The following is a 26270-nucleotide window of genomic DNA, read 5'->3' on the forward strand; positions in this document are numbered from 1 at the left end:
CACCGCTACATGTTCCGTGACCAACGTCACTTCACCGTCCGCAGAAACCGACCCGCCGCATCCACGGCCGGGGTGGAACTGCCCGCGTCGGAGATGAATACCGCCAGCGCCAGATCGCCATCGATGCCGACGAACCAGCCGTGCGCGTGCTTGTCGTCGATGTACTCCGCGGTGCCCGTCTTGCCCAACATGCCCGGAATGTCGCGCAACTGGGTGGCGGTGCCGTTCGTAATCGTCTCGCGCATCATGGATTTCACCCGGTCGGCGACGGCGGCCGGAAGCGGTTCCGGATTGTGGTCGGGCACACCGGGTTTGCCGTTGACAATGGTCGGCGCGGGCACCGAACCGTGCGCGAGCGCCGCGGCGACCAGCGCCATGCCGAACGGGGTCGCGGTCACCTTGCCCTGACCGATCCCCTCCTCGACGCGCAGCGCCGCGGTGTCGGCGACGGGAACCTTGCCGGTGACCGTGGTCATGCCCGGCGCGGTGTAGTCGATACCCAGGCCCAGTTGTGCGGCGGCCTTGGCGAGGCCGTCCGGCGGCAGGTTCACCGCCAACCGGCCCATCGTGGTGTTGCAGGAGCGCGCGAACGCGGTGTGCAGCGGCACCTGGCCGAGGTCGAAGTTGTTGTCGTTGGGGATCTGACGACCCTCGATGTTCTCGGTGCCCGGACAGGGCAGCACGGTGTCCGGGGTGACCTGACCGGCCTGCAACGCCGCGGACACGGTGACGGTCTTGAACGTCGAGCCCGGTGGATACAGACCGGTGAGCGCGATCGGGCCCTGCGCGTCGGCCGGGGCGTTCTGGGCCAGGGCCAGCAGATTGCCGGTGGACGGCTGGATGACGACCATGGCCGCCGGGGTGGGGATGGGCGTGAGTGCGTCCTCGGCGGCGCGCAGCATGCCGATGTCGAGGGTGCTCGGGATATCGGCGACCGGTTTGGCGTCCTGACCGCCGATTCGCTGAGTGCCGCCCGCGGTCTGGGCGCGTACCGCCCAGCCCGCCGCGGCGTCGGAGTCGTGCTGCCACAGCTCCGACAGGCCGGACAGGGTCGGCGAGGAGAGCGTTTTGTCGGTGGCCACCAGGCGGGTCTGCGGGGCGAGGGTCACATTCGGCAGGGCCGTGAGCCGATCGGAGATCGGGGCGAGATCGGCCTGGCGCAGATTGACGGCGGTGATGGATTTGCCCTGCGCGGCGGACAATTCGGACTGTAGCGCGGCCGCGGTGATGCTCGGGTCGATCGGATTCAACAGGGCGGCAAGGGCGTTGAGATCCGCGCCCGGGGCGACATCGACCAGCGTGATGACCTGCTGGGTGAGCAGTTCCGCGCCGGTGCGGTCCAGTACGCGCGCGGCGGGCTCGGGATAGACCGTGCCGTAACTCAGTGGGCCCGTATCGAGTCCGGGCGCGACGGTGGCCGGACTCCAGCGGATCTTCCAGTTGTCGCCGGCGCGCACCGCGGTTCCGTTGGTCGTATAGGACCACTGGTTCTTGCCGTCCTGGCCGAGCTTCCAGGTGGTGTTGAGCGTGAAAGTAGCGCCCGCGTCGTTCTTCTCGACCGTGCCGACCTCGACGCGCACATCCTTGCCGAGACTGTCGAACAGCTTGCTCAGCGTCTCCGCGGCCTGGGCTGGATCGCTGGTGATCGCGGCCGCGGCGGCCGGATCCTCACGGCCCAGCGCATCGGCGAAATTGTGTACCGTGCTGTTCAACCGGTCGGCCGCTTTATCTCCCGAACAGCCGGCGAGGGCCAGGGCAGGGGTGGCGAACAGGGCGAACAACCTCGTACTCGTACGCACCCGCCCGACCCTACCGGCCACAACAGCTACCGCCCGGAAACGTACGTTTTGTCGGGTGTCATCGCACCCAGAAGCCGGTCGCCAGTCGTTCGGCGTCGGCATCGTCGAGTTCGATGTCGAATTCCTCGGCCAGCAGAGCGGGCAGTTCCTCGGGAGCCACATCGCTGGACTGCCAACTGCCGTCCGGATATTCGCTGGTCCAGGTGCGATCGTCGAGCACGTGATGGACATGGGGCCGGAAGCGTTGCACGAACGGGCGGGTGACGAACGGTGAGCGCGGTGAGGTGGCGACGAAGTGATTGCCGACCGCGTAGTCGATGCGGTACTGCGGGTTCAGGGTGAATGTGTGGCGATCGATCCAGCCGTCGCGGCCGAGCTGATGCAGCGTCCACAGTTCGCTGTCCAGTTCGCCGCGGCCGCGCTCGAGCCGATAGCGCCACTCTCCCGCCGCCACCTCACCCGCGTCCGCCCTCAGCTCCAGTGGAGCCAGCGGCCCCGACCCGAAACCGACGTCGCACAGCCAGATTCGCTCATCGTCGTCGGTGGTGACGCGCAGCAGCGCGTGCGTGGCCGGTCGCAATGCCCCCGTCGCGCCCATGCTGACCCGAGCGTGCAATCCGGTGACGCCGAAGCCGAGCCGCTCCAGCGCGGCCGCGAACAGGCCGACGTTCTCATAGCAGTAGGCCCCGTGCCGTCGCCGAACGACCTTGTCCAGCAACGACTCCGGATCCAACGGAACCGGTCGCCCGAATACCGGTTCGAGATTCTCGAACGGAATCGTGGTGGTGTGGGCGAACTGCACCGCCCGCAGAGTCGCCACACTCGCGCTCCGCTCCCCGTCGAACCCGATATGCCCGAAATAGGCATCGAGATCCAACGCATCCCCGTCCCAGTGATACGCCGCCTCCGCGGGCTTACCCATCTTCGCCTCCGTCTCGCTACACCCGCTGTGGACAACCGCCGGCAACCCTTACATGTTCCGCGAGGGGCCGGGAGGCGGGGTTAGGATTCGACCGTGCGTTCGATTGACGTGGGCGAGCGGCGGGCTCGGCTGGCAGTGCGGCATCGGCTGGCGGCGGAGTATCGGAGTGGGGATGTGGCGGGTATCGCGGGGGCGATGGTCGCATTGCATGCCACCGATCCGGCGACGGTGTATTTGTCGGTGGCCGCGCGAGGGGTGGGGCTCGAGCCCGGGCATGTGGAGAAGGTGCTGTACGAGGATCGGACGCTGCTGCGGATGTTGGCCATGCGGCGGACGATGTTCGTGGTGCCGGTGGATCTGGTGCCCGCGCTACAGGCTTCGGTGGCCGATGCGCTGGCGGACAAGCAGCGGCGGACCTATGGGCGATATCTGACCGAGGTGGTCGAGGGAGATGTGGGGGCGTGGCTGGCCGAGGTGGAGCAGGAGACCCATCGGGTGCTGCTCGAACGTGGCAGCGCGACGGGGGCGCAATTGGGTGCGGCGGTGCCGCAGTTGCGCACGCAGGTGGATACCGCGCCGGGCAAGCCGTATTCGAAGCCGACCAATATCACCACCTGGGTGCTGGTGACGCTCGGCTGTTCGGGGGCGATCGTGCGGGGGCGGCCGGGTGGCACGTGGACGAGTAGTCGGTACAGCTGGACGCCGATCGAATCGTGGTTGCCCGCGGGCATTCCCGCGATGCCGATCGATCGGGCGCGGGCCGAGTTGGCGCGACGCTGGCTGCGCGCCTTCGGTCCAGCGCCGGTCTCGGATTTCAAATGGTGGACCGGGTGGGGCCTGGGGGAGGCACGAAAAGCCCTGGCTCAGTTGGATATCGAAGAGGTGGATCTCGACGGGGTCACCGGTGTCGCACTGGCCGACGATCTCGAGCCGGTGGCCGCGCCGGAGCCGTGGGCGGCGCTGCTGCCCGCATTGGATCCGACTCCGATGGGGTGGCAGTCGCGCGAGTGGTTCCTCGGGGAGCACGGGCCCGCGCTGTTCGATCGCTTCGGCAATATCGGTCCGACGGTGTGGTGGGACGGGCGGATCGTCGGCGGGTGGGGGCAGCGGCGGGACGGTGAAATCGCCTGGCGGGCTTTGGAAGATGTCGGCGGCGCGGCGCGGGCGGCGATCGAGGCGGAGGCCGAGCGGGTACGGGAGTGGTTCGGTGAGGTGCGGGCGATTCCGCGATTCCGTACGCCGTTGGAGCGGGAGTTGACCGCATGAGTGTGGCGGAAATCACGACCCTGTAATTCGGGCTGTTCGGCCGGGAGCATCGGCGTGTGCCCGGCGCGGCCCTCGGCGCGTTCGGACGATGCCGTAGCGCTCGATCGGATGCTGGTCGTCTCGGAGGCGGGCAGGTCATCGGGACGGTGAAATTTCATCGGTCGCAGGCGGTTCCAGATGCAAGGGAATTGCTTGGATATTGCCCCGCGCGCTGGGATCAGTCGGATCGGCTATTGCCGAACCGGCCGCGGCCGATATCCGCGCGTCAGGTCGGGCGCACTCTGTTAGCGTCGGTCCGTTCCGTTCTCGAGTTCGCGTCTCGGAGGTGATCACCTTGTCCGCCGTCGATCGTCCCCCTCCGGAAGGATTGCGCGACAGCGTCTTTCGCGACGCCGCCGTCGGCGTCTGCGCGCTGGTGAGCACCGCCGGAACGACCGGGGATCCGGATCGCCGTGTCCGGATCGCCAACCGTGTCGGCAGTGCCGCTGTCCTGCACCACTTTCCGCAGCGAGAGCTGCGAACCCTGTTCGAAGACAATTGGCTTCGGCTGAATCTGGATCCAGCGTTCGGCCGGGCGTATGTCATGCAGCAGGTCGCCCGGGCGACCGGCCGACCCGCGCAGGCACGCGCCGCGGTGCGCATCGGGCTCGAAATCGCCGGGGCCGACGGCGATGTCGGCGATCGGGGCGCCGCCGCGCTGCGCGAATGCTGCCGGGTGCTGCGATTGACCCCGGCGGAATTCGGGTTGTAGTCCGCTAGAAGTCCAGGCCGAGGTCCAGGGCGCGCACCGAGTGGGTGAGTGCGCCGACGGCCATGTAGTCGACACCGGTCCGGGCGTATTCCGAAGCGACGTCGAGGGTCAGGCCGCCGGAGGATTCGAGCTCGGTCCGCGGCGCGCGGGCGTCGCGGCGCTGCACCGCCGCCTGGGTGGCCCAGAGCGGAAAATTGTCCAACAGAACCAGTTCCACATCCTCGGCGAGTACGGCGTCGAGCTGATCGAGACTGTCGACCTCCACCTCACAGGCGATCTCGGGATTCAACTCCCGCACCGCCCGCAACGCGGCGACCGCCGACCCCGCGGCCACCACATGGTTGTCCTTGATCAGGGCCGCGTCCCCCAGCCCCATCCGATGATTGACCCCGCCACCGGCGCGCACCGCGTACTTCTGCAAGGCCCGCAACCCCGGCAACGTCTTACGGCTGTCCCGAACCCGACACCGCGTCCCCGACACCGCCTCCACCCACGCGGCGGTGGTCGTGGCGATCCCCGACATATGCGTCACCAGATTCAACATGGTCCGCTCGGCCACCAACAGCCCCCGGGTGGGCGCCACCACACTCAACACCGAATCCCCCGCCCCCACCCGACTCCCATCCGAAACCCGCCCCGCCACTTCATATTTCCCCGCCCCGATGACCTCATCCAGCACCAGCAACCCCACATCGATCCCCGCCACGACCCCCGCCTGCCGCGACACCATCTCAGCCTTCACCACCGCCTCCTCGGAGACGGTCGCCAAGGTGGTCACATCGGGCCCATACCGAAGATCCTCATCCAACCCGGCCCGAACAACCCGCAACACTTCGTCCCGATCCAGCCCGGCATCCAACATCACTGCACTCCTATTAGTTTCGAATCCTGTGGGTCATGAGGCTCGGGGGACTGTGGTGGGTGGCCAGTGGCCGGGGCGGTCGGCGCCTTCCGGGGCGAGTTGGGGGCGGCCGTCGGGGCCCAGGCGGAGGGGGAGGCTGCGGTGGAAGTCGTCGCGGGGGGTGGGGTGGTCGGATCGGGTGTGGCAGCCTCGGGTTTCGGTTCGGGCCGCGGCTGCTATGAGGAGGGTTCTGGCGGTGAGGGTCAGGGCCGCGTCTTCCAGGGCGGTGAGGTCGGGGGTGGTGGGGGGCTCGGCGCGGTGGAGTTGGAGTAGGCGTAGGACCGCGGCTCGTAGGCCGTCGCCGTCGCGGACTACCGCGGCGTGGTCGGTCATCAAGGCCTGCAGGGCTTTTCGGTCGGCTCGCGGGAACGACAGTGCGGGGATGTCGGTGACGCGGGCTCGGACCTCGACGCGTTCGGTGGCGGCCGCGCCCGCTCGCTCGCCGACCACCAGGCCCTCGAGGAGGCTGTTGGAGGCCAGACGGTTGGCGCCGTGCAGGCCGGTGCGGGCCACCTCGCCCGCGGCGTAGAGGCCGGGAACCGTGGTGCGGCCGGACGGGTCGGTGACGACGCCGCCGCATTGATAGTGCGCGGCGGGCGCTACGGGGATCAGGTCCGCCCGCGGGTCGATGCCCGCGGCCAGACAGGAGGCGGTGATGGTCGGGAAGCGTCGGTCGAAGCCCTCGATCGCTCGGGCGTCGAGGTAGACGTGATCGACACCCGCCTCCCGCATCCGCGCGGCGATGGCACGCGAGACCACATCGCGCGGGGCGAGATCACCGCGCGGATGCACCCCGGCCGTCACCGAACAACCCTCGTGATCGACCAGAATCGCGCCCTCACCGCGTACGGCCTCGCTGATCAACGGACGCCGCCCGAGACCACCGGCGGTGAACAGCACGGTCGGATGGAACTGCACGAATTCCAGATCCGCCACCACCGCCCCGGCCCGCAGCGCCAGCGCCACACCGTCGGCCGTCGCCCCGGAGGGATTGGTACTGCACGCGTACAGCTGCCCGAGCCCGCCGGTCGCCAGCAGCACCGCGGGCGCGTGCACCACACCCAGCCCTCGCTCCGACACCACGAGCACACCCCGAACCCCACCGGGCCCGGTCACGACGTCCACCGCGGCGGCCCCGAACAGCACCGGCAGCCCGGCCGCGTTCAATGCCCGCTGCACCTCCGCCCCGGTGGCATCGCCGCCCGCGTGAATGATGCGCCGCGTACTGTGCCCGCCCTCGCGCGTGCGCGAAACCTCCCCGTCGCGACCGAGATCGAAGACCGCGCCGAGATCGGTCAGCGCCGCCACCGCCGCGCCGCCACCCGCCACGATCGAGCGCACCGCCTCGACGTCACACAGCCCGGCCCCGGCGACCACGGTGTCGTGTACATGCGATTCCACCGAATCACCCTGCGGCGCAACGACCGCGATCCCACCCTGTGCGTACTGGGTGGAGGTGTCGGCCGGACCGCCCTTGCTCAGCGTCAACACCCGAAGCCCGCGCAGTGCGGCGGTGCGCGCCGCGGTCAAGCCCGCCACGCCACCGCCGATCACCACCAGATCGGCCTCGGCCTCCCAGACGGGCGCGGTCATTCCCCGCCGCCGGGATTGCCGATCTCGATCATCCGCTGCACCGACTTGCGGCCCGCCGCAGCGGTTTCCGGATCCACATGCACCTCGTCACGCCCCTCGACAAGGCACCGCAGCAGGGCGGCCGGGGTGATCATCTTCATGTATTTGCACGAGGCGCGATCGTTGACGGCCTGGAAGTCGATGCCCGGCGCGGCCTTTCGCAGCTGATGCAGCATGCCGACCTCGGTGGCGACCAGCACCTGATTCGACTTGGCGGCCTTGGCGGCATCGATCATGCCGCCGGTGGACAGGATGTGCACCCGGTCGGCCGGGAACGCACCCTCCCCCGCCAGATACAGAGCCGACGTGGCGCAACCACATTCGGGGTGTACGAACAGCTCCGCGTCGGGATGGGTGCGCGCCTGCTCGGTCAGCTCGTCGCCGTTGATACCCGCGTGCACATGGCACTCCCCGGCCCAGATGTGCATATTCTCCCGGCCGGTGACCCGCTTGACGTGCGCTCCCAGGAACTGGTCGGGCAGGAACAGCACCTCCCGATCCGGATCTATCGAGGCGACCACGTCCACGGCATTGGAGGAGGTGCAGCAGATATCGGTGAGCGCCTTTACCGCGGCCGTGGTGTTCACATACGACACCACCAGCGCGTCGGGATGCTCGGCCTTCCACGCGCTCAGTTCGTCGGCGCTGATCGAATCGGCCAGCGAGCAGCCCGCGCGCTGATCCGGGATCAGGACCGTCTTGTCCGGGCTGAGGATCTTCGCCGTCTCGGCCATGAAGTGCACACCGCAGAACACGATGGTGTCCTCGGGCGCCTGCGCGGCGATCCGGGACAGCGCCAGGGAGTCACCGACGTGATCGGCGACATCCTGGATCTCGGGCAGCTGGTAGTTGTGCGCCAGGATCGTGGCGTTGCGCTCGCGCGCCAGCCGCTTGATCTCCTGCGCCCATTCCGGGGTCGCCTCGACCCCGGTGAACCCCGACGGACCGTCCACAACGTGCCCGGCAAGCATCATCGTCGCCATGGCAGCTCCTTCCACAAGCGGTCGGCACCCGTGCCGATTCGCATACAACCGGTTTTCGACTTATAATCGAAAACGTGCCCCATAGTAGCACCATTCACGAATCGCTCACCGCCGTGTTCCAGGTTCGTCGCTTCCCCGACATGATCACCGCAGGTCAGAGCCGTAGCGAGCCCGTCGATCCGAATTCCGTGCGCCCGGCGCCCGGCTGGCACACCGAACTGGCGGTGCTGCTGTGGCAGCGAGCGATGGAACCGCAAACCGGCACCTGGTCGCTACCGGGCGGTCGGTTGCGCGACGACGAGGACCTCGACGCCTCGGCCCGGCGACAGCTCGCCGAGAAGGTGGATGTGCGCGAACTGTGGCACCTCGAGCAGCTGTCGGTGTTCAGCGATCCGCATCGCGTCCCCGGCCCGCGCCGCATCGCCTCGGCCTATCTGGGCCTGGTCCCCCTGACCGCCGATCCGCGACTTCCCGCCGACACCCGGTGGCAACCGGTGTCCACGCTGCCCGATATGTCCTTCGATCACGGCACGGTCGTCCATCACGCCCGCGCCCGCTTGGCCGCCAAACTCTCCTACACCAATATCGCCTTCGCGCTGGCCCCCGCCGCCTTCACCATGTCCACCCTTCGCGAAATCTACTGCGCCGCATTGGGATACGATGTGGATACGACGAACCTGCAACGAGTCCTGTCTCGCCGCAAGGTGATCACACCCACCGGCGCCACCGCCGCACCGGGCAAAACCGGCGGCCGCCCCGCCGCGGTCTATCGCTACACCGATACCGGCATTCGGGTCACCGATGAATTTGCCGCGCTGCGCCCGCCGAACTGACCACGCGGTAACCGCAGCGTTTACGACATAGCGACAACAATTTCGCGCCATCGCCCCCGGGCCGCCCCGCCCTCTGGTATCGAAGAACCAGCGCTGGAAAACCGTTGTGCGACTAGGTGGCCCGACTGGAAGGTATGCCGGTGACGGGGGAACGGTTCGACGAGGAATCGGGGGTGGAGGCGCTCAATCGTGTGCGCCATTGGGACGGCTTGCTGCCGCGGGCAGAAGGGGACCCCGCGGCCTACGAGGAGGTATCCAGTTTCAAGTTGGTGGCCGCGGCCGAGGCGCTCACCTTCGGCGTCGACGAGCGGCTCGTGCAGGCGGCGGGGAATTACAGCGCGCGGCAGATGTGCGAGGTACGCGAGGTGGCCGCGGAGATCCACGCGGACAACGCCGAGATCGAGCGCGAGACCCGCGCGAGCATGAGCGGCGGGCCGATTCCGCGGCCGCGCCCGCCGGTACCCGAGGACCGCGGCCGCCGCGACAAGAGCAGGCGGCATCTTCGCCTGCTCTGAGCCGCGCGCTATCCGCCCAGCCGCTCGATGGTCGCGATCGACGGCCGCCGGGTCCGCCGCAGATCCCGGGCGACCCCTTCGACCTCGCGCAGCACCCGAACCGCGTTGTGCCAGGTCAGCTTCGCGACATCCGCGTCCGACCAGCCGCGCCCGAGCAGTTCGGCGATCAGATTCGGATATCCGGACACATCGTCGAGCCCCGAGGTGACGAATGCGGTGCCGTCGAAGTCGCCGCCGATGCCGATGTGATCGACGCCCGCGAGTTCGCGCATATGGTCGAGATGATCGGCGATCGTCGCGACGGTCGGTGTCGGCCGGGGATGGGCGGCCTCGAAGGCCCGCTGACAGTCCAGACCGGCCGGACTCGTGTCGAACGGATCGAAACCGTGCGCGCGCATATTCTCATCGGCCTGGGCCGTCCACGAAATCGCCTCGGGCAGTACGAATTTCGGCACGAAAGTCACCATGGCGACACCACCGTTGGCGGACAGGCGGCTCAGCACGTCGTCGGGGATGTTGCGCGGATGGTCACACAGCGCGCGGGCCGAGGAATGCGAGAAGATCACCGGCGCTTCGGATATCGTGAGCGCGGCGCGCATGGTGTCGGGTGCGACGTGCGACAGGTCGACCATCATGCCGAGCCGATTCATCTCCCGCACCACCTCTTCACCGAAGGCGGTCAGCCCGCCCGCCTTCGGTTCGTCGGTCGCCGAATCCGCCCACGGCACATTGTCGTTGTGCGTCAGCGTCATATAGCGCACCCCGAGCCGGTGCAGCGCGCGCAGCGACCCGAGCGAACAGTCGATGCTGTGCCCACCCTCGGCCCCGAGCAGCGAGGCGATCCGGCCGTCCGCGCGGGCGGCCTCCATCTCCTCGGCGGTGTGCGCCAGGCGCAGCCGATCGGGGAAGCGCTCGACCAGCATTCGCACGAAGTCGATCTGTTCCAGCGTCGCGCTGACCGCCCGGTCTCCCGCCAGACCGCTGGGTACGTAGACCGACCAGAACTGCGCGCCCACCCCGCCCGCGCGCAGCCGGTCCAGATCCGTATGCAGCCGATCGCTCTGATCGGTGGCCAGATCCACCGCGTCCAGGTCGTAGCCCGCCAGGACCCGCATTGTCCACGGCAGGTCGTTGTGGCCGTCCACAACCGGGGCCTCGCGAAGCAGGGCACGGGCTCGCTCGATCAGCTCTGGTGTCATCGTTCCGTTGTATACCAATCGATTCCGCACGCCCACCCAGCGCGCGCATACTCGGGTGATGAGTGGTGTGAAGGCCTATCTCGAGGGCGGCCCCGAGGCACTTTCCGAGCGCATCGTCTCCATCACCCCGCCGGGGGTCGAGCTGAAGATCCCCTTCCGCGGCGGCTATGAGCACTTCCGGGCCACCGCGCGGCACGCCGAGACCGCCGAGGGGCAGCTACCGGTGTTCGAGTGGGTCGATCGGACCCGGGTCGCCGAATAGCGGTTCAGAACCGATCGCGTTTGCGGTGTTTGACGCCGCGCCGATAGGTCCGATTGCTCGGAACCGGTTGGGTCGCGCCGGATCTGCGTAGTTCGTGGCGGCGGCGCCAGGCCGTGAGGTCGGCGCGCTCGGCGGGCTGGGTCGTGTCCTGGTCGGCCCGCTGCCGGGTTCTCGTCATCGCCGTACCTCCTTTCGTCACGGCGCACCACGGTAGCCCCGGTTCGGCGATGCTGCCAGTGAGTTTCGCGGCCGGACCGCACCTGGCCGACCGGGTACGGTGGCCGATATGGACTCGCTGATGCACCGCATCCTCGATATCTCGCCGGTGTGGGTGTACGTGATCGTCACCCTGCTGGTATTCGCCGAGGATGCGATCTTCGTCGGATTCGTGATTCCCGGCGAGACGGCCGCGGTGCTCGGCGGCGTGGCTGCCAGCCAGAACCATGTGGTGCTGTGGGCGATGATCGTGCTGGTGGTCGCCGCGGCCATCATCGGCGACAGCGTGGGCTACGAGGTCGGCAAACACGTCGGCACGCGACTGCTGAACGCCTCGATCCTGGACCGTCATCGCGCCCGCCTGGACAAGGCGCAGGATTTCCTTGCCCGCCGCGGCGGCTGGGCGGTGTTCCTGGGTCGCTGGACGGCCTTCTTCCGCGCCGTGATGCCCGCGCTGGCGGGCACCGCGCGGATGCCGTATCCGAAGTTCCTGGCGTACAACGCGACCGGCGGCGTCGTATGGGGCGTCACCTTCGTGGTGCTGGGCTATGTGGCGGGACAATCCTACGAGGCGGTCGCCAAGACCGTGGGCCGCACGGCCGCGATCGTCGTGGTCGCGTTGATCGTCCTCGCCCTGATCGTGTGGAAGCTGCGCGAGCGCCGCCGCGAGCGGACGATGGAGGCCCGGTACGAGGCCGCCCACCGCGGCCGATAGTCCGGCGGCGCAGCGATATTCATTCGGCGATGGTGGCCTTCGGTCGCGGCGGTGGCGTGCAGACGCCCGTGACGATCCGGCCGCCGAACCAGAACGCCGTCTCCACCAGCCAGAACAGCAGTAGCCACACCTGCACCACGAGCACCGGCACCGCCAGGAACAGCGCCGACAGCGTCAGCACCAGCAGAAATCGAGCCACATCCAGACCCGTCGCACCCGCGAGCCGAGAGGCGGCCCGCACCCCGGCCCACATCATCCAGCGCTGCGGGGTGGATACGCCCGATTCACGCAACACCCGGCGGAACAGACCGTCGGCGTCCTTGGGCCCGACGATGCCGGTCCGGCACACGTAGTCGTGCAGGATCGCCGCCTTGGTATACGCGCCGTAGCGGGGAATCAACCACACCAGAACCCTTGGGACGGAAGCGAAGTCGGTCCGGAAGCCGACCGGTATCACGAACTGCTGCCGCTTGCCCTCGTAGACGATCGGCTCGTGAACGCGCCAGGACACGGCGTCGATCTCCTCGACCACCGGACCGGACCCGATGAAGCCCACCACCGCACCTCCAAGATCTCCCCGCCCTCAGGTTACGTTCCATACGAAAACAATTCGGCTGCCATTCGGTTAATTTCCAGACAGCGCAGGGGTTTCACGAACGGCCGAGGTACATCGGGCGAACTGTAGCGCCGGGCCACCGCACGACGAATCCCCGTGCCTTAGCTTTCTTTTCGTGTGGAAATGTCTTGTTTGTCTGTTTGTCGCATTGGCGACGCTCGCGGCTCCGGTGCCGGCCGCCGCGGCGGAGACCTCGGTCGAGGCGAGCGGCACGGTCTTCGCCGATTACAACGGCAATGGCGTGCGCGACCATGGTGAGATCGGTCTGCCCGGGATCTCGATCACCGACGGCTCGGTGTGGGCGACCACCGGCTGGGACGGCCGCTATCTGCTGCGTGTGGATCCGACGCGGCGGGAAACCGATCTGGTCCAGGTGGTTTCGCCGGACGGCTACACCCCGGCGCTGCGCGAGGACTCCGTTCCGCGCTTCTTCCGCACCCTCGAGGAGGGCAAGCCCCGCCAGGACGGTATCGACTTCGCGCTGGTGCCAGACCGCCATGCCGCCGATCCGCGCGAGACGTGGCTCATGCTCTCCGACAGCGAAACCGATAATCGCAGCGATGCCTCCGCCGCGAATACGCTGGCGCAGTGGACCGGTCAGGTCGAGGCCATGGCCCGTGATCGGCAGGCGACCATGGCCATCGCGACCGGCGATCTCACCGTCACCGATTACACCGGCGCGCCGCGACGGCAGGGCAGCTACGACATTCTGCGCAACGGCCTGACCAAGGGCCGCTTCGGTCGCCCGTTCTATCCGGTCATGGGCAATCACGACGCGGGCGGCACCGGCGCCACCCAGGGCTACGCGGCCGCTATGGAGATCTACCGCCGCAACCTCGGACCGGAGTGGTACAGCTTCGACCGCAACGGCCGCCACATCGTGGTGCTCGAGGACAACTACGACACCACCGGCCTGGCTCCCCAATTGCAGTGGCTGCGTGAGGATCTGCGCCGCCACGCCAGCAAGCGACAGGTACTCGTCTTCGCCCATCGTTCGCTGTTCACCAAATACGGTGCCGGACAAGCGATCCAGCCAATCGTCGACGAACTGGCGAACTACGACGTGCGCATGTTCGCCGCAGGCCACGATCAGCAGAGCGAATTCCGCCGCGGCGCGTTCCCGCGCTCGGTGGAGGTGAACAATATGGGCATCACCTACGGAATCGACGGTGCGCGACCGGGTTACAAGCTGGTGGACTTCTCCGGCGTGACCGACGATCCGGTGACTCCGACGAACGAGGACACCGGCTACATCTCCGGCGTACACCGGCAGTTCTTCGTACGCGATCGAATGGCGCTGGTCAGTCCCGCGCCCGACGGCGTGTACGGCGGCGCGACCGCGATCCCGGTGGATCTGTACGCCGAGGACGCCGGGCGCGGCGCGACCGAGGCCCAGGTGCGCGTGCGCGACGACCGCGGCGGCGAAGTATGGAGCGCGCGAATGCGATTCGGAACCACCACCGCCGAACCCGGCCGGATCAACTGTTACACCCCACCCGGCGGACGCGCCGAACCGTGCCCCGCTCCGCACGCCAATTGGGCGACCGCGCACGACAGCATCGCCAAGTTACGGCCCGGAACCTATCGCATCGAGGTGACCACGACCGGCGCGGCGGGCGCGCAATGGCCCGAGCTGCGCGGCGGTTTCCGTGTGACACAGGAGGATCGGGCCCCGGCTCGGGGTAGGGATTGGCCGCGCCAGGGCGGTGACGAATCCGGCGGCTCGACCGCGGCGTCGGATCCGGGTCCGGTACTCGACCAGCGCTGGTCGGCCAATACCGGTGAGCAGTTCGTCCTCGACGGCGCGGCCGTGACCGGCGATACCGTGATCGTCACCTCCCAGGCCTTCGCCTCGCCCTACAACCAGGTCCTGGCCTATCAGCGCGATACCGGCCGCGAATTGTGGCGGACCTACCTGGACGGTGACGCCGAATCCTTCCCCACTGTGCACGGCGGCCGGGTGTATCTGACCACCGGCGTGGGCCGGGTGTACGCGTTGGCCGCGGATACCGGCGCGGTGGTGTGGGAGACGATCGACGACGAGCACCGCGCGGGAAAGTCCGTGCGCCGCTACGGCCGTGCGGGTGGCCCGGTGAGCGTCTTCGATGTTCCGGGGCAGCAGCGCACGGTCGCGATCTATCAGCAGTTCGACCGGATCTCCTGCCGCGACGCCGCGACCGGTAAGCAGCTCGGCGGTTTCGCCGCGCCCGCGGGCTGGGGCGAATTCCACGGCACCGCGGTGCGGGCGGCGAATTCGGCCACGGCATATCTGCATTCGGGTTCGAGTCAGACCCTCGTCGCCATGGACCTGACCACCTGCGCGCAGCGATTCTCCGTCGATACCAAGGGCGGCCTGTTCAGTCACTCCTCCCCCGCGTTCACCGAGGGCGCCCGGCAATTGGTCACCATGACCGCGGGCGGGGTGACCGGCCACGATCCGCGCGACGGCCGCGCGCTCTGGCATGCCGACATCCCCGGCAGCGCCTGCGAACCCGGGCCGCCGCCGATCACCGGCCCGGCCACCCGCGGGCAGCTGGCCTATGTCGCCTCGATCGACGGCGTGGTGCGCGCCTTCGACACCGCCGCGAGCAATCCGGCGAAACCGGTGTGGGAGACCGCGGTCGGCTATGTGCCGGGCGCGGGACCGCTCGAGGATCCCGCGCGGGTCGCGGCGGGCTGTACGGCCGCGCCGAACGCCCCCGCGATGCACGCGCTGGCCACCGAGACCGTGGTGTACGCGGGCACCTGGGACGGTCGAGTGGTCGCGCTGGACCGCGCGACCGGAAAGTTGTTGCACCAGTACGACCTGGGCGGCGGGGTCACCTCGGCGCTGTCGGTCAGCGGTGATCTGCTGTTCGCGCTGACCACCGACGGCACCGTGCACGCACTGGCCCGCCGGGCCGGGTAATCGGCGGCCGCCAGGTGCAGGTCCCACGCCCGTCCGTCGGGCGCGGGAGCTACACCCGGCCGAGGAGATCGAACAGCGGCGCGCGACCGGGCCGCGATGTCAGCGGACGGGACCGTACCCTCGCCGAGGTGTCGCGCTCGGTCGGTCAGCGGGAGTCGACGTCCTGAAACGGTCCGCTGTTGCCGAGGGTGATCGGGGTGGAGCCGGAAACCGGGGTGCCGTAGGGACCGTAGGTGACATCGGACGCGTACGGCCTTGCGGCGCCGGTGTTTTCGGAATCGGGCGCGATATCGGCTCCCAGATCCTCCGAGGTGGACAGCGCGGCCAAAATCAGGATCACCAGCGATGCCACCAGCGGCTGCACCAGCAGCGCGGTCCAGCCGGTGATACTCGGCGCGAATTCGACGATCGTGTGCACGGCCGGTTCGACCGGTCGCGGATGGATCCGCCGCGCCACGAACTCACCGCAGAACGACATCAACCACGCCCCGGCCAGCGACGCGAACAGCAACGCGCACTGCATGATCGGGCCGCGCCGACGCCGCAACCGCCACATCGCCGCGGCGGAGATCAAACCCACCACGGCCCCGATGCACACCAGTACGGCAAGGGAATCGAACCGGTGCGCGCTCTCCCCCGTCAGCGCCGCGCCGCGGCCCGGTTCGAGCACCACGACCTTCTCGGTCGGGGCGAGCAGAGCCCACACCACACCGCCGAGCGCGCTCACCAGCAGCACGGCGCCCGCGAATCCCGCCGCGGCGCGCAACTCGATGCGTACCGCGCCGGATCGTACAGCGGTGAAGGTGTGTGCCATCAGCGATGTTCCAGGCTCTTGGAATCGATGATCCCGTGCCGCGAGCATTTCGCCCACCAGCCATCGGGATTCACCTGCACGATCATCCGCCGACCGCACTGTTCGCAGAACCGCGGGGGTTCGAGCCCCAGCGCGGCCGCCGCCGGGACGGTATCGGCGAGCCCGGCCACGACCGGCTTACCCGTGAACGGGTTGTAGCGCTGTTGAATGTCCACGACCACCTCGATGCAGTACTCGTCCCAGGCCGAAGAACGACCATACCCGAACAGCCTGTGCGGGTCCGGACGCCATTCACAGAGTTTCGTTCAGCGCCTTGATCGGCATCTTCAGATCCGACAGCAGATCCAGATCCTGTTCGGCCGGGCGGCCGAGGGTGGTCAGGTAGTTGCCCACGATGACGGCGTTGATACCGCCGAGGATGCCCTGTTTGGCGCCCAGATCGCCGAGGGTGATCTCGCGGCCGCCGGCGAAGCGCAGAATCGTGCGCGGCAGCGCGAGGCGGAAGGCCGCGACCGCGCGCAGCGCATCGGCCGCGGGCAGCACCTCGAGGTCGCCGAACGGCGTGCCCGGACGCGGGTTGAGGAAGTTCAGCGGAACCTCGTCGGGCTCCAATTCGGCCAACTGGGCGGCGAATTCGGCGCGCTGCTCGAGCGATTCGCCCATGCCGAGGATGCCGCCGCAGCACACCTCCATCCCGGCCTCGCGCACCATGCGCAGGGTGTCCCAGCGCTCCTCCCAGGTATGGGTGGTGACCACATTCGGGAAATGCGATTTGGCGGTCTCGAGATTGTGGTTGTAGCGATGCACGCCCATGGCGGCCAGCTGATCGACCTGCTCCTGGTTCAGCATGCCCAGCGAACACGCGACCTGGATGTCGACCTCGTTGCGAATGGCCTCCACACCGGCGGCGACCTGGGCCATCAGCCGGGCATCGGGTCCGCGCACGGCCGCGACGATGCAGAATTCGGTGGCGCCGGTCTTGGCGGTCTGCTTGGCGGCCTCGACCAGTGAGGGGATGTCGAGCCAGGCCGCGCGTACCGGCGACTGGAACAGACCCGACTGCGAGCAGAAGTGGCAATCCTCCGGGCAGCCACCGGTTTTCAGCGAGATGATGCCCTCGACCTCGACCTCGGGACCGCACCAGCGCATGCGCACGTCGTGCGCCAGCGCCAGCAGTTCCTCGAGCCGCTCGTCGCCCAGACGCAGCACCGCGAGGGTCTGCTCCCGGGTGAGCCCGATACCGCGTTCGAGGACCTGCTCGCGAGCGACGGCGAGAATATCGCTGTCGACCTCGGTCCGGACCGGTGCCTGAGTCATGCGCGCGAATCCCTTCGTTCGGCCGGGTGGCCGTGCAACTTGAACGGTGTTCAGGCTAGGGTAGCGGCAGTAGTGAGTCAAAGCGGGAGAGGTTTGGAAAATGCAGCTGCATCGCGGGGACGTGGTCGATGGGGCCATTGCCATCCTCGACCAGTACGGCCTGGCCGATTTGACCATGCGCCGGCTCGCGACCTCGCTGAATGTGCAGCCGGGGGCGCTGTATTGGCATTTCCCGAACAAGCAGGCTCTGCTCGGGGCCGTCGGCGACCGGATTCTCGCGCCGATGGACGAGCCGGTCGAGGCCGAGGACTGGGCCGCGCAGATCGATGAGCTGATGCATCGGATGCGCTCGTGCCTGCTGGCCTATCGCGACGGCGCGGAGCTGGTATCGGCGACCTACGCCTCGCGGCTGACCACGAGCAAGGGACGCGAACGCGTGGCGAGCGCGCTGATCCGCGGCGGCATGACCCGCGAGGAGGCCGACCTGGGCGCCTACACCCTGCTGTACTACGTGCTGGGCGAGACGGTGGACGAGCAGTCGCGCATGCAGATGGACTCCGCGGGCGCGCTGGCCGAGGAGGACTCGCCGCTGTACGAGAACACCAGCGCGACCGAGCGTTTCGACTTCGGCCTGCAGTTGTTCCTGGGTGGCGTACGCCACCTGCTGGGCGACCGGGTGCGCTGACCGGACAAACCGGACGGTAGAGTTCGGGCGTCCTACCCGGCGGGTGCGGGAATCCGGTGCGAATCCGGAACGGTCGCGCCACTGTGTCCGCGGCCTGCCGCGGAAGTCAGACCTCCCTCGCCGGGCGCAACTCTCGAGAGGTCGCGAATGCCCGTGGAGTCCCGGCGATGATCCGTGCCCGGATCTCGTACGTCCTGCCCGCACTCGCCGTACTACTGGCGCTGGCCATGGTGGCGGCGACCGGTTTCGGCGCCGAAAACCTGCCGACCGCAACGGTCTTCGAGGTGCTGCGCGGACATCTGACCGGCGCGGTCGCCACCGACCCCGGTATCGACACGATCGTGTGGCAGCTGCGCGTGCCGCGCACGGTGCTGGCCGCGGTGGTCGGGGCGGGCCTGGCGCTGGCGGGTGCGGCGATGCAGACGCTGGTGCGCAATCCGCTCGCCGATCCGTATCTGCTCGGGGTGTCCTCGGGTGCGGGCGTGGGCGCGGCCGCGGTGATCACCTCCGGATTTCTCGCCGGGGCCGGGGTGTGGGCGCTGTCGGGCGGCGCGCTGGCCGGGGCCTTCGCGGCGAGTGCGGCGGTCTTCGTGATCGCGCTCGCGCAGGGCGGGCTGACTCCGCTGCGGCTGGTGCTGACCGGGACGGTGCTCGGTTCGGCGTTCGCGGCGCTGAGCAGCTATCTGATCTTTCGCAGCTCGGATCCCGCGGCGGCGCAGCGGGTGCTGTTCTGGCTGCTCGGCAGCCTGTCCGGGGCGGACTGGACGCGAGTCGGACTGCCCGCGACGGTGGTCGCGATCGCGGCGGTCGGCCTGTTCGCGGTGAGCGGATGGCTCGACGCGCTGCATGTCGGGGCGGATACGGCGGCCTCGGTCGGGGTGCCGGTGCGGGCGTTGCGGATCGGATTGTTCACCGGGCTGGCGATTCTGGTGGGAGTGCTGGTGGCGGTGTCGGGCGGGATCGGATTCGTGGGACTGGTGGTGCCGCATGCGGCGCGGCTGCTGGTCGGGTCGCCGCATCGGACGTTGTTGCCGGTGTGCGCGGTGAGCGGGGCGCTGTTTCTGGTGGTGGCGGACGCGGGGGCGCGGGTCCTGGTGCGGCCCACCGAGATTCCGGTGGGGGTGCTGACCGGGCTGATCGGAGCGCCGGTGTTTCTGCTGCTGCTCGGACGGCGCGGCTATCGGTACGGGGCGGCATGAGCGGCAAACCGGCGGCCCTGGACATGGTCGACCTCTCGTGCGCGCGCGGGCGGCGGACGGTGCTGAACGGGGTGAACGCCTCGATCCGGCCCGGGGAGACGATCGGCATCGTGGGCCCCAACGGCAGTGGGAAGACGACGCTGCTGCGCACCCTGGCCGGATTGGCGCGTCCGTCGGCCGGCCGGGTGCTGATCGACGGGCAAGAGCTGCACGGACTTTCACCCCGCGCGCGAGCCCGGCTGGTGGCGCTGGTGTCACAGGACGAGCAACCGCCCGCGGATCTGCGAGCCGGTGAGGTGGTGGCGCTGGGCTTGACGCCCTATCTGCCGCCGTGGGGCCCCGGCAGCCCGCGCGAGCGACAGGCGATCGAGAAGGCTTTGCGCGCAGTCGATCTGGATGGTTTCGCCGACCGGCCCGTGCATCGAATGTCCGGCGGCGAGCGGCAGCGGGTGCTGCTGGCGCGCGCACTGGTCCAGGACACCGCGCTGCTTCTGATGGACGAGCCGACCAACCATCTCGACATCACCCACCGGCTGGCGCTGCTGGATCTGGCCCGCGACCTCGACCGCACGGTCGTACTCGCCCTGCACGATCTGGGGCTCGCCGATCGGTATTGCGATCGAGTGTTGTTGGTGCACAACGGGACAACCGGTCCCCTGGCTGCTCCCGAGACGGCGCTGCGTCCACAGGTATTGGCGGAGGTCTTCGGCGTCCGAGCGGCGCGGGTGCGACATCCCGACAGCGGGCGGACGCATCTGCTGCTCGAGGCGCGGGCAGACCTATTGTGAGAGGAGCACGATGATGAGACGGTTCGGATCGGCGGGCGCGGCACTGGCCGCGGTCGCGCTGGTGGCGGGGTGCGGGGGTTCGACCGCGGCCGAAGGCAATCTGGCCGTGCGCAATTGCGGGGAGGAGGTGAAATTCCCCTCGCCCGCGCAGCGGATGTTCGTCAACGACGGCAATATGATCTCGATGGCCCTGGCCCTGGGCGCACAGGATTCGGTGGTTGCGGTGTCGAGTCTGCAGCGCGATGCCGATACGCTGCGGCGGCACTACGGCGATTCGGTGGATAGACTGAAACAGGTTGCGCCGGAATATCCTTCGCGGGAAACCGTGATCGCACAGCGACCCGATGTGATGGTCGCGGGGTGGAGTTACGGCTGGAACGACGCGGCGGATCTGACGCCGGATTCGTTGCGCAAGAACGGGATCGCGGCTTATACGCTGACCGAGAGCTGCCGCCAGCAGGAGGGCGGGCGACCCCGGGGCGTGGTGGAGCCTTGGGAGGCGCTACGCACCGATCTGACCAATCTCGGTGCGATCACCGGTCATACCGACAGGGCCACGGGCCTGGTGTCGGATCTGGATCGCCGCCTCGACGCCCTGCGCCAGGCGCCCCGCGCGGCGCGCACGCCGAATATCTTCGTCTTCGACAGCGCGAGCGATACCGTGTTCTCCAGCGGTAAATTCGGTGCGCCGCAGGCGATTCTGGACGCCGCGGGCGCCCGCAACGTTCTCGACGACGTCGCCGACACCTGGACCGCGGTCTCCTGGGAACGCGTGGCGGCCTCGAATCCGGACGCCATCGTCTTCGTCGACTATCCCAAGCAGACCTTCCAGCAGAAGGTCGACCTGTTGCGCGCCAAGCCGGGTATCAATCAGCTGCGCGCGGTCACCGAGGGCCGCTTCCTGAATCTGCCCTACGCGCTGTGGACCAGCGGGCCGCTCAACATCGACGCCGCCGAACAGATCCGCGTCCGGCTCGAGCACTGGAATCTCCTGCCGCCCTCGACGATTCGACCGCAGGCCGACGACACCGTGAGCTAGCGCGAGGCGGTCAGCTCCTGCCGCGCGATCTGGCGGACGAACGGCACGATCTGCTGAGCGATGACGGTGTTGTATTCGCGCGGCTGCTGCATCGGATTGGCGTGGCCGGTGGTGCGGGTCAGCACCACCAGCAGCGTGCCGTCGATCCCGCCGACCCGATCGATCAGCACCTGATGGGTGTAGGTGTCGTCGACGATCGGGTCGCGGTCGGGATTGTGCGGCCGGATGAACGCGATCGCGGGCCGGGGCTTACCGGCCGCCGGTTTGGCCAGTGCGCGCAGATCGTCGACCGCGCCGCCCGCCACGATCGCCTTGAACTGCGCCTCGATCAGCCCATTGCTGGCGACATCGCGATTGAACACCTTCTGCGCCAGCACCTGTCCCAGCGTCGTACGTAATCGTTGCGCGCGCACGCCGGGCCCGAGGCTGCCGTAGTCGGTGAATTGCTCACGCCGGGCGAAGGTTTCGGCGAGCAACCGCAGGGTGCGACTCTCGCGCGCGCCGGGCATCCAGCCCGTCCAGCGCAGCAGTTCCTCACCCTGGTCGCGGCTCTCCGGCCGCACAGCGTCCAAATTGACCGGGGTGCAATCCAATATCACCGCCGATAGCCTCTTGGCGCTGCCGGTATGGATGTGCTTGCCGATCTCGAGCGCGATCACCCCGCCCATACTGTGACCGACCAGGACGATGTTGTCGATATTCGCGGCATCGGTGACCCGGATGATCAGATCGCTGATCACCTTGGTATCGATACCGGTGTTGTCGTAGCGGATCGCCCACACCGAGCCGAGCTGGGTCAGCGACGGCAGCGTGCGGGCGGTATCGGTCGCATCCAGCCCGCCCAGACCGAGCAGATCGAACACCGCGGTCCCCCGCTGCTGCGGGGTCGCCGGCGCCGCGATGGGTACCGCCCCCGGTTCGGTGCGCGCCAGCCGAGCCCGCTCGGGCTCGATATCCCCCGCCCAGTACTGAGCGAACAGGGACACTGCCACCAATGGCACGACGGCCAGCCGCAACAACACCAGGCGAGTGCGCCGCAAGGTCTTCCAACCATGGCCGAGCCGGGTCTCGGCCAAGCGGGCCTGCCGCCGCGCATCGTCGAAATCCGCGACGGTGGACGGGTGCCGGTCCTCATACAGCATCCCCATCCACTGTAGGACCACTCGCGCGGATGATCATCCGCCCAGCTCGGCGACGTGATCCCGGCAGGGGGGATCCGGATGCCAACCCTGTTCAGCCCAGGTAGCGGGCGGCCCAATCCGTTCGGAACCACCCCGGAGCCTCGGCTTCGAACCGCTCACTCCCCCAACCCCCCGCCCCCTCGGGCACGACACCGACAACCTCCACGCCGGTGACCGCCGGAAGATCCGAGCGATTGCACTCACTGGCGAGATCCGGTGTGGCGGGCCAGGATCCGATGACCAGGCCCGCGCAGTGCAGGCCCGCGGCGGTCAGGGTTCGGGTGGTCAGTTCGCTGTGGTTGAGGGTGCCCAGGCCGGCCGCGGTGACCACCAGGACCGGGGCGCTGAGCTTTTGGGCCAGGTCCAGGAGGGTGAATTCGCCTAGGCGGACCAGGAGGCCGCCCGCGCCCTCCACCAGGGTGAGGTCGGCGTCGGAGAGGGAGTCTATGGCGGCGGCCACCTCGCTCAGGGTGAGCAGGGGCTGGCCGCAGCGGCGGGCGGCGGTGTCGGGGGCCAGCGGTTCCGGGTAGCGGGCCAATTCGAGGGTGCGGGTGGCGCCGGAGAGGCGTTGGATTTCGGCCAGGTCGCCGGGTTCGCCGGGGGCGATGCCGGTTTGGGCCGGTTTACATACGGCCACCGACCGGCCCGCCGCGCGGGCGGTGGCGGCCAGGGCCGCGGTGGTGACGGTTTTGCCGATATCGGTGGAGGTTCCGGTCACGATCAGAACGGTCATCGGGTCTCCTGTACGCCGCGAGCGTGGGCCAGAACCTCGGCGAGAACCGTTGCGATGGTGCGCATCTCGTCATCGGACAGATCGGCGCGGGCGGTCAGGCGCAGGCGTGAGGTATTTTCGGGAACCGAGGGCGGACGGAAGCAGCCGACGCTCAGGCCGCGGATGCGGCAGGTCTGAGCGGCGTCGTAGGCGCGTTGCGCCTCGCCGAGGACCACCGAGACGACCGCCGAATCCGGTTGCGCCACATCGGCGATGCGCGCGATCTCGGCGGCGCGAGCGAGTACGCGAGTGGACATGGCGGGTTCGCGGCGCAGCAGGCGCAGTGCCGCGCGGGCCGCGCCCACCGCGGCGGGAGCGAGGCCGGTATCGAAGATGAAGGTGCGCGCCGCGTCGATCAGATGCGCCCGCACCCGCTCGTCGGCCAGCACCACACCGCCCTGTGCGGCAAGGGCTTTCGACAGCGTCGCGGTGATCACCAGATCGGGCTGTCCGGCCAGGCCGAGCTCGTGCACGAGACCGCGACCGCCCGCACCGCGCACGCCGAGTCCGTGCGCCTCGTCCACGACGAGTACCGCGCCGTTGGCACGCACCACCCGGTGCAGTTCCGCCAGCGGCGCGAGATCGCCGTCGGCGCTGAATACCGAGTCGGTGACCACCAGCGCCCGCTCCTCGGTGCGCGCGGCCAGCAGCCGATCGACGGCCGCGACGTCACCGTGCGGGGCGATCTCGACCCGGGCCCGCGACAATCGGCAGGCGTCGACCAGCGAGGCGTGACTGCCCGCATCCGACACCACCAGCGCTCCCCGCCCGGACAGCGCGGTCACCACACCCAGATTCGCGGCGTAACCGGAGGCGAAGACCAGCCCGGCCCGCGCGCCCACGAAGTCGGCGAGTTCGGCCTCGAACTCCTCGTGTTCGGTGGTCGTCCCGGTCACCAGCCGCGAGCCGGTCGAGCCGGCCCCCCATTTGCGTACCGCCTCGATCGCGCCCTCGATCACCTCGGGATGACGCGAAAGTCCCAGGTAATCATTGGAAGCCAGATCGATCAGCCCGGTCTCCGGCGCCCGCGCCCGCAGCTCCCGCCGCAGTCCCGCGGCCACCCGCCCGGCGGCCCGCGCGTCCAACCAGCTCAACGGATCACTCACAGGCAGGAAGCATACTTGAACGGCGTTCAGGAGCAAGCGGCGATCGGCGAACCGACTCGGGGTCGGCCCATCCAACTACAGGCGTAGTCACTCTCGGCGAGTTGCGCCTGAGAGTCCTCCACGCGGGCGACCCACAAGCGACTGCCGGAGACTGTCCACCTACCAATCGGACCAGCGATACGAACCACTGGCCATCGATGAAGAAGTATCGAACGCATGGGCTCTACTGGTATCCCAGTTGCGGGCAGCCCGACGAAAGGCGCCGACCAACGACACTTGGATCGCAGCCACGGCGATCGCGTACGGGATCCCGGTCGTGACACAGGATGGCGACTACGACGATATGCCCGGCCTGGAGGTCATCGAACTGTAGGTCCGACGGCCGAATTCTCTACCGTCCTGCGGACCAATGGAATTCGCGAAATCATCCGCAGGACGTCGAGGCCGGTTGATGGTCGCAACGCTTCTCACGCCGATGCCGCGGCCACCACACCCGCGGCGATGCGTTCGACGTCCGCGGCGGTGCTGATGTAGGGCGGCATGGTGTAGATCAGATTGCGGAACGGCCGCAGCCATACCCCGGCCTCCACCGCCGCGTGGCTGGCCTTGCGCATATCCACGGGGTGCTCCAATTCCACGACCCCGATCGCGCCCAGCACCCGCACCTCGGCTACGCTCGGAATCGCCTGGGCCGCAGCCAATCCTGCGGTCAGTCCCGCCTCGATGCCCCGCACCTGCGATTGCCAGTCCCGCGACAGCAGCAGCTCGATCGAGGCCACTGCCACCGCACAGGCCAGCGGATTGCCCATGAAGGTCGGCCCGTGCATGAGCCCGCCGTGCCCGGCGCTGACCGTCTCGGCGATCTCCGAGGTACACAGCGCCGCGGCCAGGGTGAGATAGCCGCCCGTGATGGCCTTGCCCACACACATCACATCCGGCGCGACCCCGACCCGATCGGCGGCGAAAAACGTTCCGCTGCGGCCGAATCCGGTGGCGATCTCGTCGAACACCAGCAGCACGCCGTGCTCGTCGCACAGGCGGCGCAGATCCCGTAGATAGTCCGGATGATGGAACCGCATTCCGCCCGCGCCCTGCACGATCGGCTCCACGATCACCGCCGCGAGTTCGCCGGCATACTCGCCCAGCAGCCGGTCCAGCCGCGAAACATACTCCGGCTCATACTCTTTCGGCGGCATCGGCGCGAATACCTGTTCGCTGAGCACATCGGTCCACAGCGAATGCATACCGCCGCGCGGATCGCAGACGCTCATCGGAGTGAACGTATCCCCGTGATATCCGCCGCGCCAGGTGAACAGCCGCCGCTTCTCCGGCCGCCCGAGCGCGCGCCAGTACTGCAGGCACATCTTGACCGCCACCTCCACCGACACCGAACCGGAGTCGCAGAGGAACACCTTGTCCAGCCCGGCCGGGGTCAGCTCGACCAGCAGCTGCGCCAGGCGCGCGGCGGGTTCGTGGGTCAGGCCGCCGAACATGACGTGGCTCATTCGCTGCGACTGCGCCACCAGCGCGGCGTCGAGCACCGGATGCCGATAGCCGTGCACGGCCGCCCACCACGAGCTCATACCGTCCACCAGCTCGCGCCCGTCGGCCAGGGTGAGCCGGGTGCCCGCGGCCGAGGCCACGACCAGCGGTTCGGTGGTCGCCGGGAAGCCGCCGTAGGGATGCCAGACGTGCGCGGCGTCGAGTGCGGTGATCTCGTCGGGTGTCACGGAACTCCTCCACGATACGAAGCTTGAACGCCGTTCAAGTTACCACCGGACCGCGAAAAACCGGTCCGCGACGGCCGAACCGGCCGTATCCTTTGACTCAGTCAAAGGATTGGAGACGAAT

General features: G+C 68.7%; 26 protein-coding genes and 1 pseudogene. 12 read left to right on the top strand and 15 right to left on the bottom strand.

The window, feature by feature from the left end; genetic code table 11:
• Positions 1-26 precede the first annotated feature (26 nt).
• Together NP4_RS10525 and NP4_RS10530 are read right to left on the bottom strand one after the other, a co-directional pair.
• The gene (locus NP4_RS10525; protein ID WP_067995637.1) at positions 27-1799 is read right to left on the bottom strand and encodes a penicillin-binding transpeptidase domain-containing protein; all 1773 of its coding nucleotides are present in this window, start codon (positions 1797-1799) and stop codon (positions 27-29) included.
• Between the two features lie 58 nt (positions 1800-1857).
• Positions 1858-2721: an arylamine N-acetyltransferase family protein gene (locus NP4_RS10530; RefSeq protein ID WP_067995640.1), complete on the bottom strand. Its 864-nt coding sequence runs from the start codon at positions 2719-2721 to the stop codon at positions 1858-1860.
• 93 nt (positions 2722-2814) lie between these two features.
• Between NP4_RS10530 and NP4_RS10535 the strand changes: the two genes are divergently transcribed.
• Positions 2815-3987, top strand: a complete 1173-nt coding sequence (locus NP4_RS10535) for a winged helix DNA-binding domain-containing protein (RefSeq protein ID WP_067995642.1) — start codon at positions 2815-2817, stop codon at positions 3985-3987.
• Between the two features lie 334 nt (positions 3988-4321).
• Positions 4322-4738 carry a tellurite resistance TerB family protein gene (locus NP4_RS41605; protein ID WP_067995960.1) on the top strand — a complete coding sequence of 139 codons (417 nt, stop codon included), beginning with the start codon at positions 4322-4324 and terminating at the stop codon, positions 4736-4738.
• A gap of 4 nt (positions 4739-4742) precedes the next feature.
• Here the strand turns inward: NP4_RS41605 and nadC are convergent, their stop codons facing one another.
• From nadC to nadA, 3 genes are read right to left on the bottom strand one after another with little or no spacing between them, the layout of a single operon-like run.
• Positions 4743-5600 carry a carboxylating nicotinate-nucleotide diphosphorylase gene (gene nadC, locus NP4_RS10545; RefSeq protein WP_067995645.1) on the bottom strand — a complete coding sequence of 286 codons (858 nt, stop codon included), beginning with the start codon at positions 5598-5600 and terminating at the stop codon, positions 4743-4745.
• 33 nt (positions 5601-5633) lie between these two features.
• Positions 5634-7232, bottom strand: coding sequence for an L-aspartate oxidase (locus NP4_RS10550; protein WP_067995648.1), 1599 nt, complete (start codon positions 7230-7232; stop codon positions 5634-5636).
• A complete protein-coding gene (nadA, locus tag NP4_RS10555) occupies positions 7229-8254 on the bottom strand; it encodes a quinolinate synthase NadA (RefSeq protein WP_067995649.1) in 1026 nt (341 codons plus the stop codon). The genes NP4_RS10550 and nadA overlap by 4 nt, the downstream gene beginning before the upstream one ends.
• 74 nt (positions 8255-8328) lie before the next feature.
• Between nadA and NP4_RS10560 the strand changes: the two genes are divergently transcribed.
• Both NP4_RS10560 and NP4_RS10565 read left to right on the top strand, forming a co-directional pair.
• Complete coding sequence (locus NP4_RS10560; protein ID WP_067995650.1) at positions 8329-9087, top strand: NUDIX hydrolase; 759 nt, start codon at positions 8329-8331, stop codon at positions 9085-9087.
• Positions 9088-9227: 140 nt separating this feature from the next.
• Entirely contained in the window at positions 9228-9602 is a 375-nt protein-coding gene (locus NP4_RS10565) for a hypothetical protein (protein ID WP_147287972.1), read from the top strand.
• 8 nt (positions 9603-9610) lie between these two features.
• Here the strand turns inward: NP4_RS10565 and NP4_RS10570 are convergent, their stop codons facing one another.
• A complete protein-coding gene (locus NP4_RS10570; RefSeq protein WP_067995656.1) occupies positions 9611-10801 on the bottom strand; it encodes a dipeptidase in 1191 nt (396 codons plus the stop codon).
• Positions 10802-10859: 58 nt separating this feature from the next.
• On the opposite strand from NP4_RS10570, the gene NP4_RS10575 reads away from it, so the two are divergent.
• The gene (locus tag NP4_RS10575) at positions 10860-11063 is read left to right on the top strand and encodes a DUF5988 family protein (RefSeq protein ID WP_067995964.1); all 204 of its coding nucleotides are present in this window, start codon (positions 10860-10862) and stop codon (positions 11061-11063) included.
• A 4-nt stretch (positions 11064-11067) separates the two neighbouring features.
• Here NP4_RS10575 and NP4_RS41610 read toward each other — a convergent pair whose 3' ends face one another.
• The gene (locus tag NP4_RS41610) at positions 11068-11241 is read right to left on the bottom strand and encodes a hypothetical protein (RefSeq protein ID WP_169813708.1); all 174 of its coding nucleotides are present in this window, start codon (positions 11239-11241) and stop codon (positions 11068-11070) included.
• Positions 11242-11349: 108 nt separating this feature from the next.
• On the opposite strand from NP4_RS41610, the gene NP4_RS10580 reads away from it, so the two are divergent.
• Complete coding sequence (locus NP4_RS10580) at positions 11350-11994, top strand: DedA family protein (RefSeq protein ID WP_067995967.1); 645 nt, start codon at positions 11350-11352, stop codon at positions 11992-11994.
• Between the two features lie 19 nt (positions 11995-12013).
• On the opposite strand, the gene NP4_RS10585 is transcribed toward NP4_RS10580, so the two are convergent.
• A complete protein-coding gene (locus NP4_RS10585; RefSeq protein WP_067995972.1) occupies positions 12014-12550 on the bottom strand; it encodes a DUF1353 domain-containing protein in 537 nt (178 codons plus the stop codon).
• 208 nt (positions 12551-12758) lie between these two features.
• Between NP4_RS10585 and NP4_RS10590 the strand changes: the two genes are divergently transcribed.
• Positions 12759-15518, top strand: coding sequence for an outer membrane protein assembly factor BamB family protein (locus NP4_RS10590; protein ID WP_067995667.1), 2760 nt, complete (start codon positions 12759-12761; stop codon positions 15516-15518).
• 145 nt (positions 15519-15663) lie between these two features.
• Here the strand turns inward: NP4_RS10590 and NP4_RS10595 are convergent, their stop codons facing one another.
• From NP4_RS10595 to bioB, 3 genes are all read right to left on the bottom strand, one after another.
• Complete coding sequence (locus tag NP4_RS10595; protein WP_067995670.1) at positions 15664-16332, bottom strand: DUF2567 domain-containing protein; 669 nt, start codon at positions 16330-16332, stop codon at positions 15664-15666.
• A complete protein-coding gene (gene bsaP / locus NP4_RS10600; RefSeq protein WP_114755711.1) occupies positions 16332-16541 on the bottom strand; it encodes a biotin synthase auxiliary protein BsaP in 210 nt (69 codons plus the stop codon). The genes NP4_RS10595 and bsaP overlap by 1 nt, the downstream gene beginning before the upstream one ends.
• 82 nt (positions 16542-16623) lie before the next feature.
• The gene (gene bioB / locus NP4_RS10605) at positions 16624-17649 is read right to left on the bottom strand and encodes a biotin synthase BioB (protein ID WP_062505051.1); all 1026 of its coding nucleotides are present in this window, start codon (positions 17647-17649) and stop codon (positions 16624-16626) included.
• A 100-nt stretch (positions 17650-17749) separates the two neighbouring features.
• Between bioB and NP4_RS10610 the strand changes: the two genes are divergently transcribed.
• The 4 genes from NP4_RS10610 to NP4_RS10625 all read left to right on the top strand — a co-directional run bounded on the left by NP4_RS10610 (position 17750) and on the right by NP4_RS10625 (position 21360).
• Positions 17750-18334, top strand: coding sequence for a TetR/AcrR family transcriptional regulator C-terminal domain-containing protein (locus NP4_RS10610; RefSeq protein ID WP_067995672.1), 585 nt, complete (start codon positions 17750-17752; stop codon positions 18332-18334).
• 167 nt (positions 18335-18501) lie between these two features.
• Positions 18502-19533, top strand: coding sequence for a FecCD family ABC transporter permease (locus NP4_RS10615; protein ID WP_067995673.1), 1032 nt, complete (start codon positions 18502-18504; stop codon positions 19531-19533).
• Complete coding sequence (locus tag NP4_RS10620) at positions 19530-20321, top strand: ABC transporter ATP-binding protein (RefSeq protein WP_067995675.1); 792 nt, start codon at positions 19530-19532, stop codon at positions 20319-20321. The genes NP4_RS10615 and NP4_RS10620 overlap by 4 nt, the downstream gene beginning before the upstream one ends.
• A gap of 13 nt (positions 20322-20334) precedes the next feature.
• Complete coding sequence (locus NP4_RS10625) at positions 20335-21360, top strand: ABC transporter substrate-binding protein (RefSeq protein ID WP_114755710.1); 1026 nt, start codon at positions 20335-20337, stop codon at positions 21358-21360.
• Here NP4_RS10625 and NP4_RS10630 read toward each other — a convergent pair.
• The 3 genes from NP4_RS10630 to NP4_RS10640 all read right to left on the bottom strand — a co-directional run bounded on the left by NP4_RS10630 (position 21357) and on the right by NP4_RS10640 (position 24419).
• On the bottom strand, positions 21357-22502 hold the full coding sequence (locus tag NP4_RS10630) for an alpha/beta fold hydrolase (protein WP_067995975.1): 1146 nt from the start codon (positions 22500-22502) through the stop codon (positions 21357-21359). The two genes, NP4_RS10625 and NP4_RS10630, sit on opposite strands and share 4 nt — an antisense overlap.
• A 91-nt stretch (positions 22503-22593) precedes the next feature.
• The gene (bioD, locus tag NP4_RS10635; protein ID WP_067995685.1) at positions 22594-23274 is read right to left on the bottom strand and encodes a dethiobiotin synthase; all 681 of its coding nucleotides are present in this window, start codon (positions 23272-23274) and stop codon (positions 22594-22596) included.
• A complete protein-coding gene (locus NP4_RS10640) occupies positions 23271-24419 on the bottom strand; it encodes an 8-amino-7-oxononanoate synthase (protein ID WP_082875739.1) in 1149 nt (382 codons plus the stop codon). The genes bioD and NP4_RS10640 overlap by 4 nt, the downstream gene beginning before the upstream one ends.
• An 83-nt stretch (positions 24420-24502) precedes the next feature.
• Between NP4_RS10640 and NP4_RS43160 the strand changes: the two are divergent.
• Positions 24503-24792, top strand: a pseudogene (locus tag NP4_RS43160) (PIN domain-containing protein); the annotation flags it as partial.
• A 94-nt stretch (positions 24793-24886) separates the two neighbouring features.
• Here NP4_RS43160 and NP4_RS10645 read toward each other — a convergent pair.
• On the bottom strand, positions 24887-26149 hold the full coding sequence (locus tag NP4_RS10645; protein ID WP_067995687.1) for an adenosylmethionine--8-amino-7-oxononanoate transaminase: 1263 nt from the start codon (positions 26147-26149) through the stop codon (positions 24887-24889).
• Positions 26150-26270: the final 121 nt, after the last annotated feature.

Origin of the sequence: Nocardia pseudobrasiliensis NBRC 108224 (assembly GCF_001613105.1) — a bacterium.
Classification (GTDB): domain Bacteria; phylum Actinomycetota; class Actinomycetes; order Mycobacteriales; family Mycobacteriaceae; genus Nocardia; species Nocardia pseudobrasiliensis.

Bases quoted from the DNA above. Each gene is read 5' to 3' on its own strand.
- bioB (WP_062505051.1), bottom strand. From the start codon at position 17,649: ATGACTCAGGCACCGGTCCGGACCGAGGTCGACAGCGATATTCTCGCC.
- NP4_RS10530 (WP_067995640.1), bottom strand. From the start codon at position 2,721: ATGGGTAAGCCCGCGGAGGCGGCGTATCACTGGGACGGGGATGCGTTG.
- NP4_RS10625 (WP_114755710.1), top strand. From the start codon at position 20,335: ATGAGACGGTTCGGATCGGCGGGCGCGGCACTGGCCGCGGTCGCGCTG.
- NP4_RS41610 (WP_169813708.1), bottom strand. From the start codon at position 11,241: ATGACGAGAACCCGGCAGCGGGCCGACCAGGACACGACCCAGCCCGCC.
- NP4_RS10575 (WP_067995964.1), top strand. From the start codon at position 10,860: ATGAGTGGTGTGAAGGCCTATCTCGAGGGCGGCCCCGAGGCACTTTCC.
- bioD (WP_067995685.1), bottom strand. From the start codon at position 23,274: ATGACCGTTCTGATCGTGACCGGAACCTCCACCGATATCGGCAAAACC.
- nadA (WP_067995649.1), bottom strand. From the start codon at position 8,254: ATGGCGACGATGATGCTTGCCGGGCACGTTGTGGACGGTCCGTCGGGG.
- NP4_RS10550 (WP_067995648.1), bottom strand. From the start codon at position 7,232: ATGACCGCGCCCGTCTGGGAGGCCGAGGCCGATCTGGTGGTGATCGGC.
- NP4_RS10580 (WP_067995967.1), top strand. From the start codon at position 11,350: ATGGACTCGCTGATGCACCGCATCCTCGATATCTCGCCGGTGTGGGTG.
- NP4_RS10620 (WP_067995675.1), top strand. From the start codon at position 19,530: ATGAGCGGCAAACCGGCGGCCCTGGACATGGTCGACCTCTCGTGCGCG.
- NP4_RS10595 (WP_067995670.1), bottom strand. From the start codon at position 16,332: ATGGCACACACCTTCACCGCTGTACGATCCGGCGCGGTACGCATCGAG.
- NP4_RS10610 (WP_067995672.1), top strand. From the start codon at position 17,750: ATGCAGCTGCATCGCGGGGACGTGGTCGATGGGGCCATTGCCATCCTC.
- NP4_RS10615 (WP_067995673.1), top strand. From the start codon at position 18,502: ATGATCCGTGCCCGGATCTCGTACGTCCTGCCCGCACTCGCCGTACTA.
- nadC (WP_067995645.1), bottom strand. From the start codon at position 5,600: ATGTTGGATGCCGGGCTGGATCGGGACGAAGTGTTGCGGGTTGTTCGG.
- NP4_RS10570 (WP_067995656.1), bottom strand. From the start codon at position 10,801: ATGACACCAGAGCTGATCGAGCGAGCCCGTGCCCTGCTTCGCGAGGCC.
- NP4_RS10630 (WP_067995975.1), bottom strand. From the start codon at position 22,502: ATGCTGTATGAGGACCGGCACCCGTCCACCGTCGCGGATTTCGACGAT.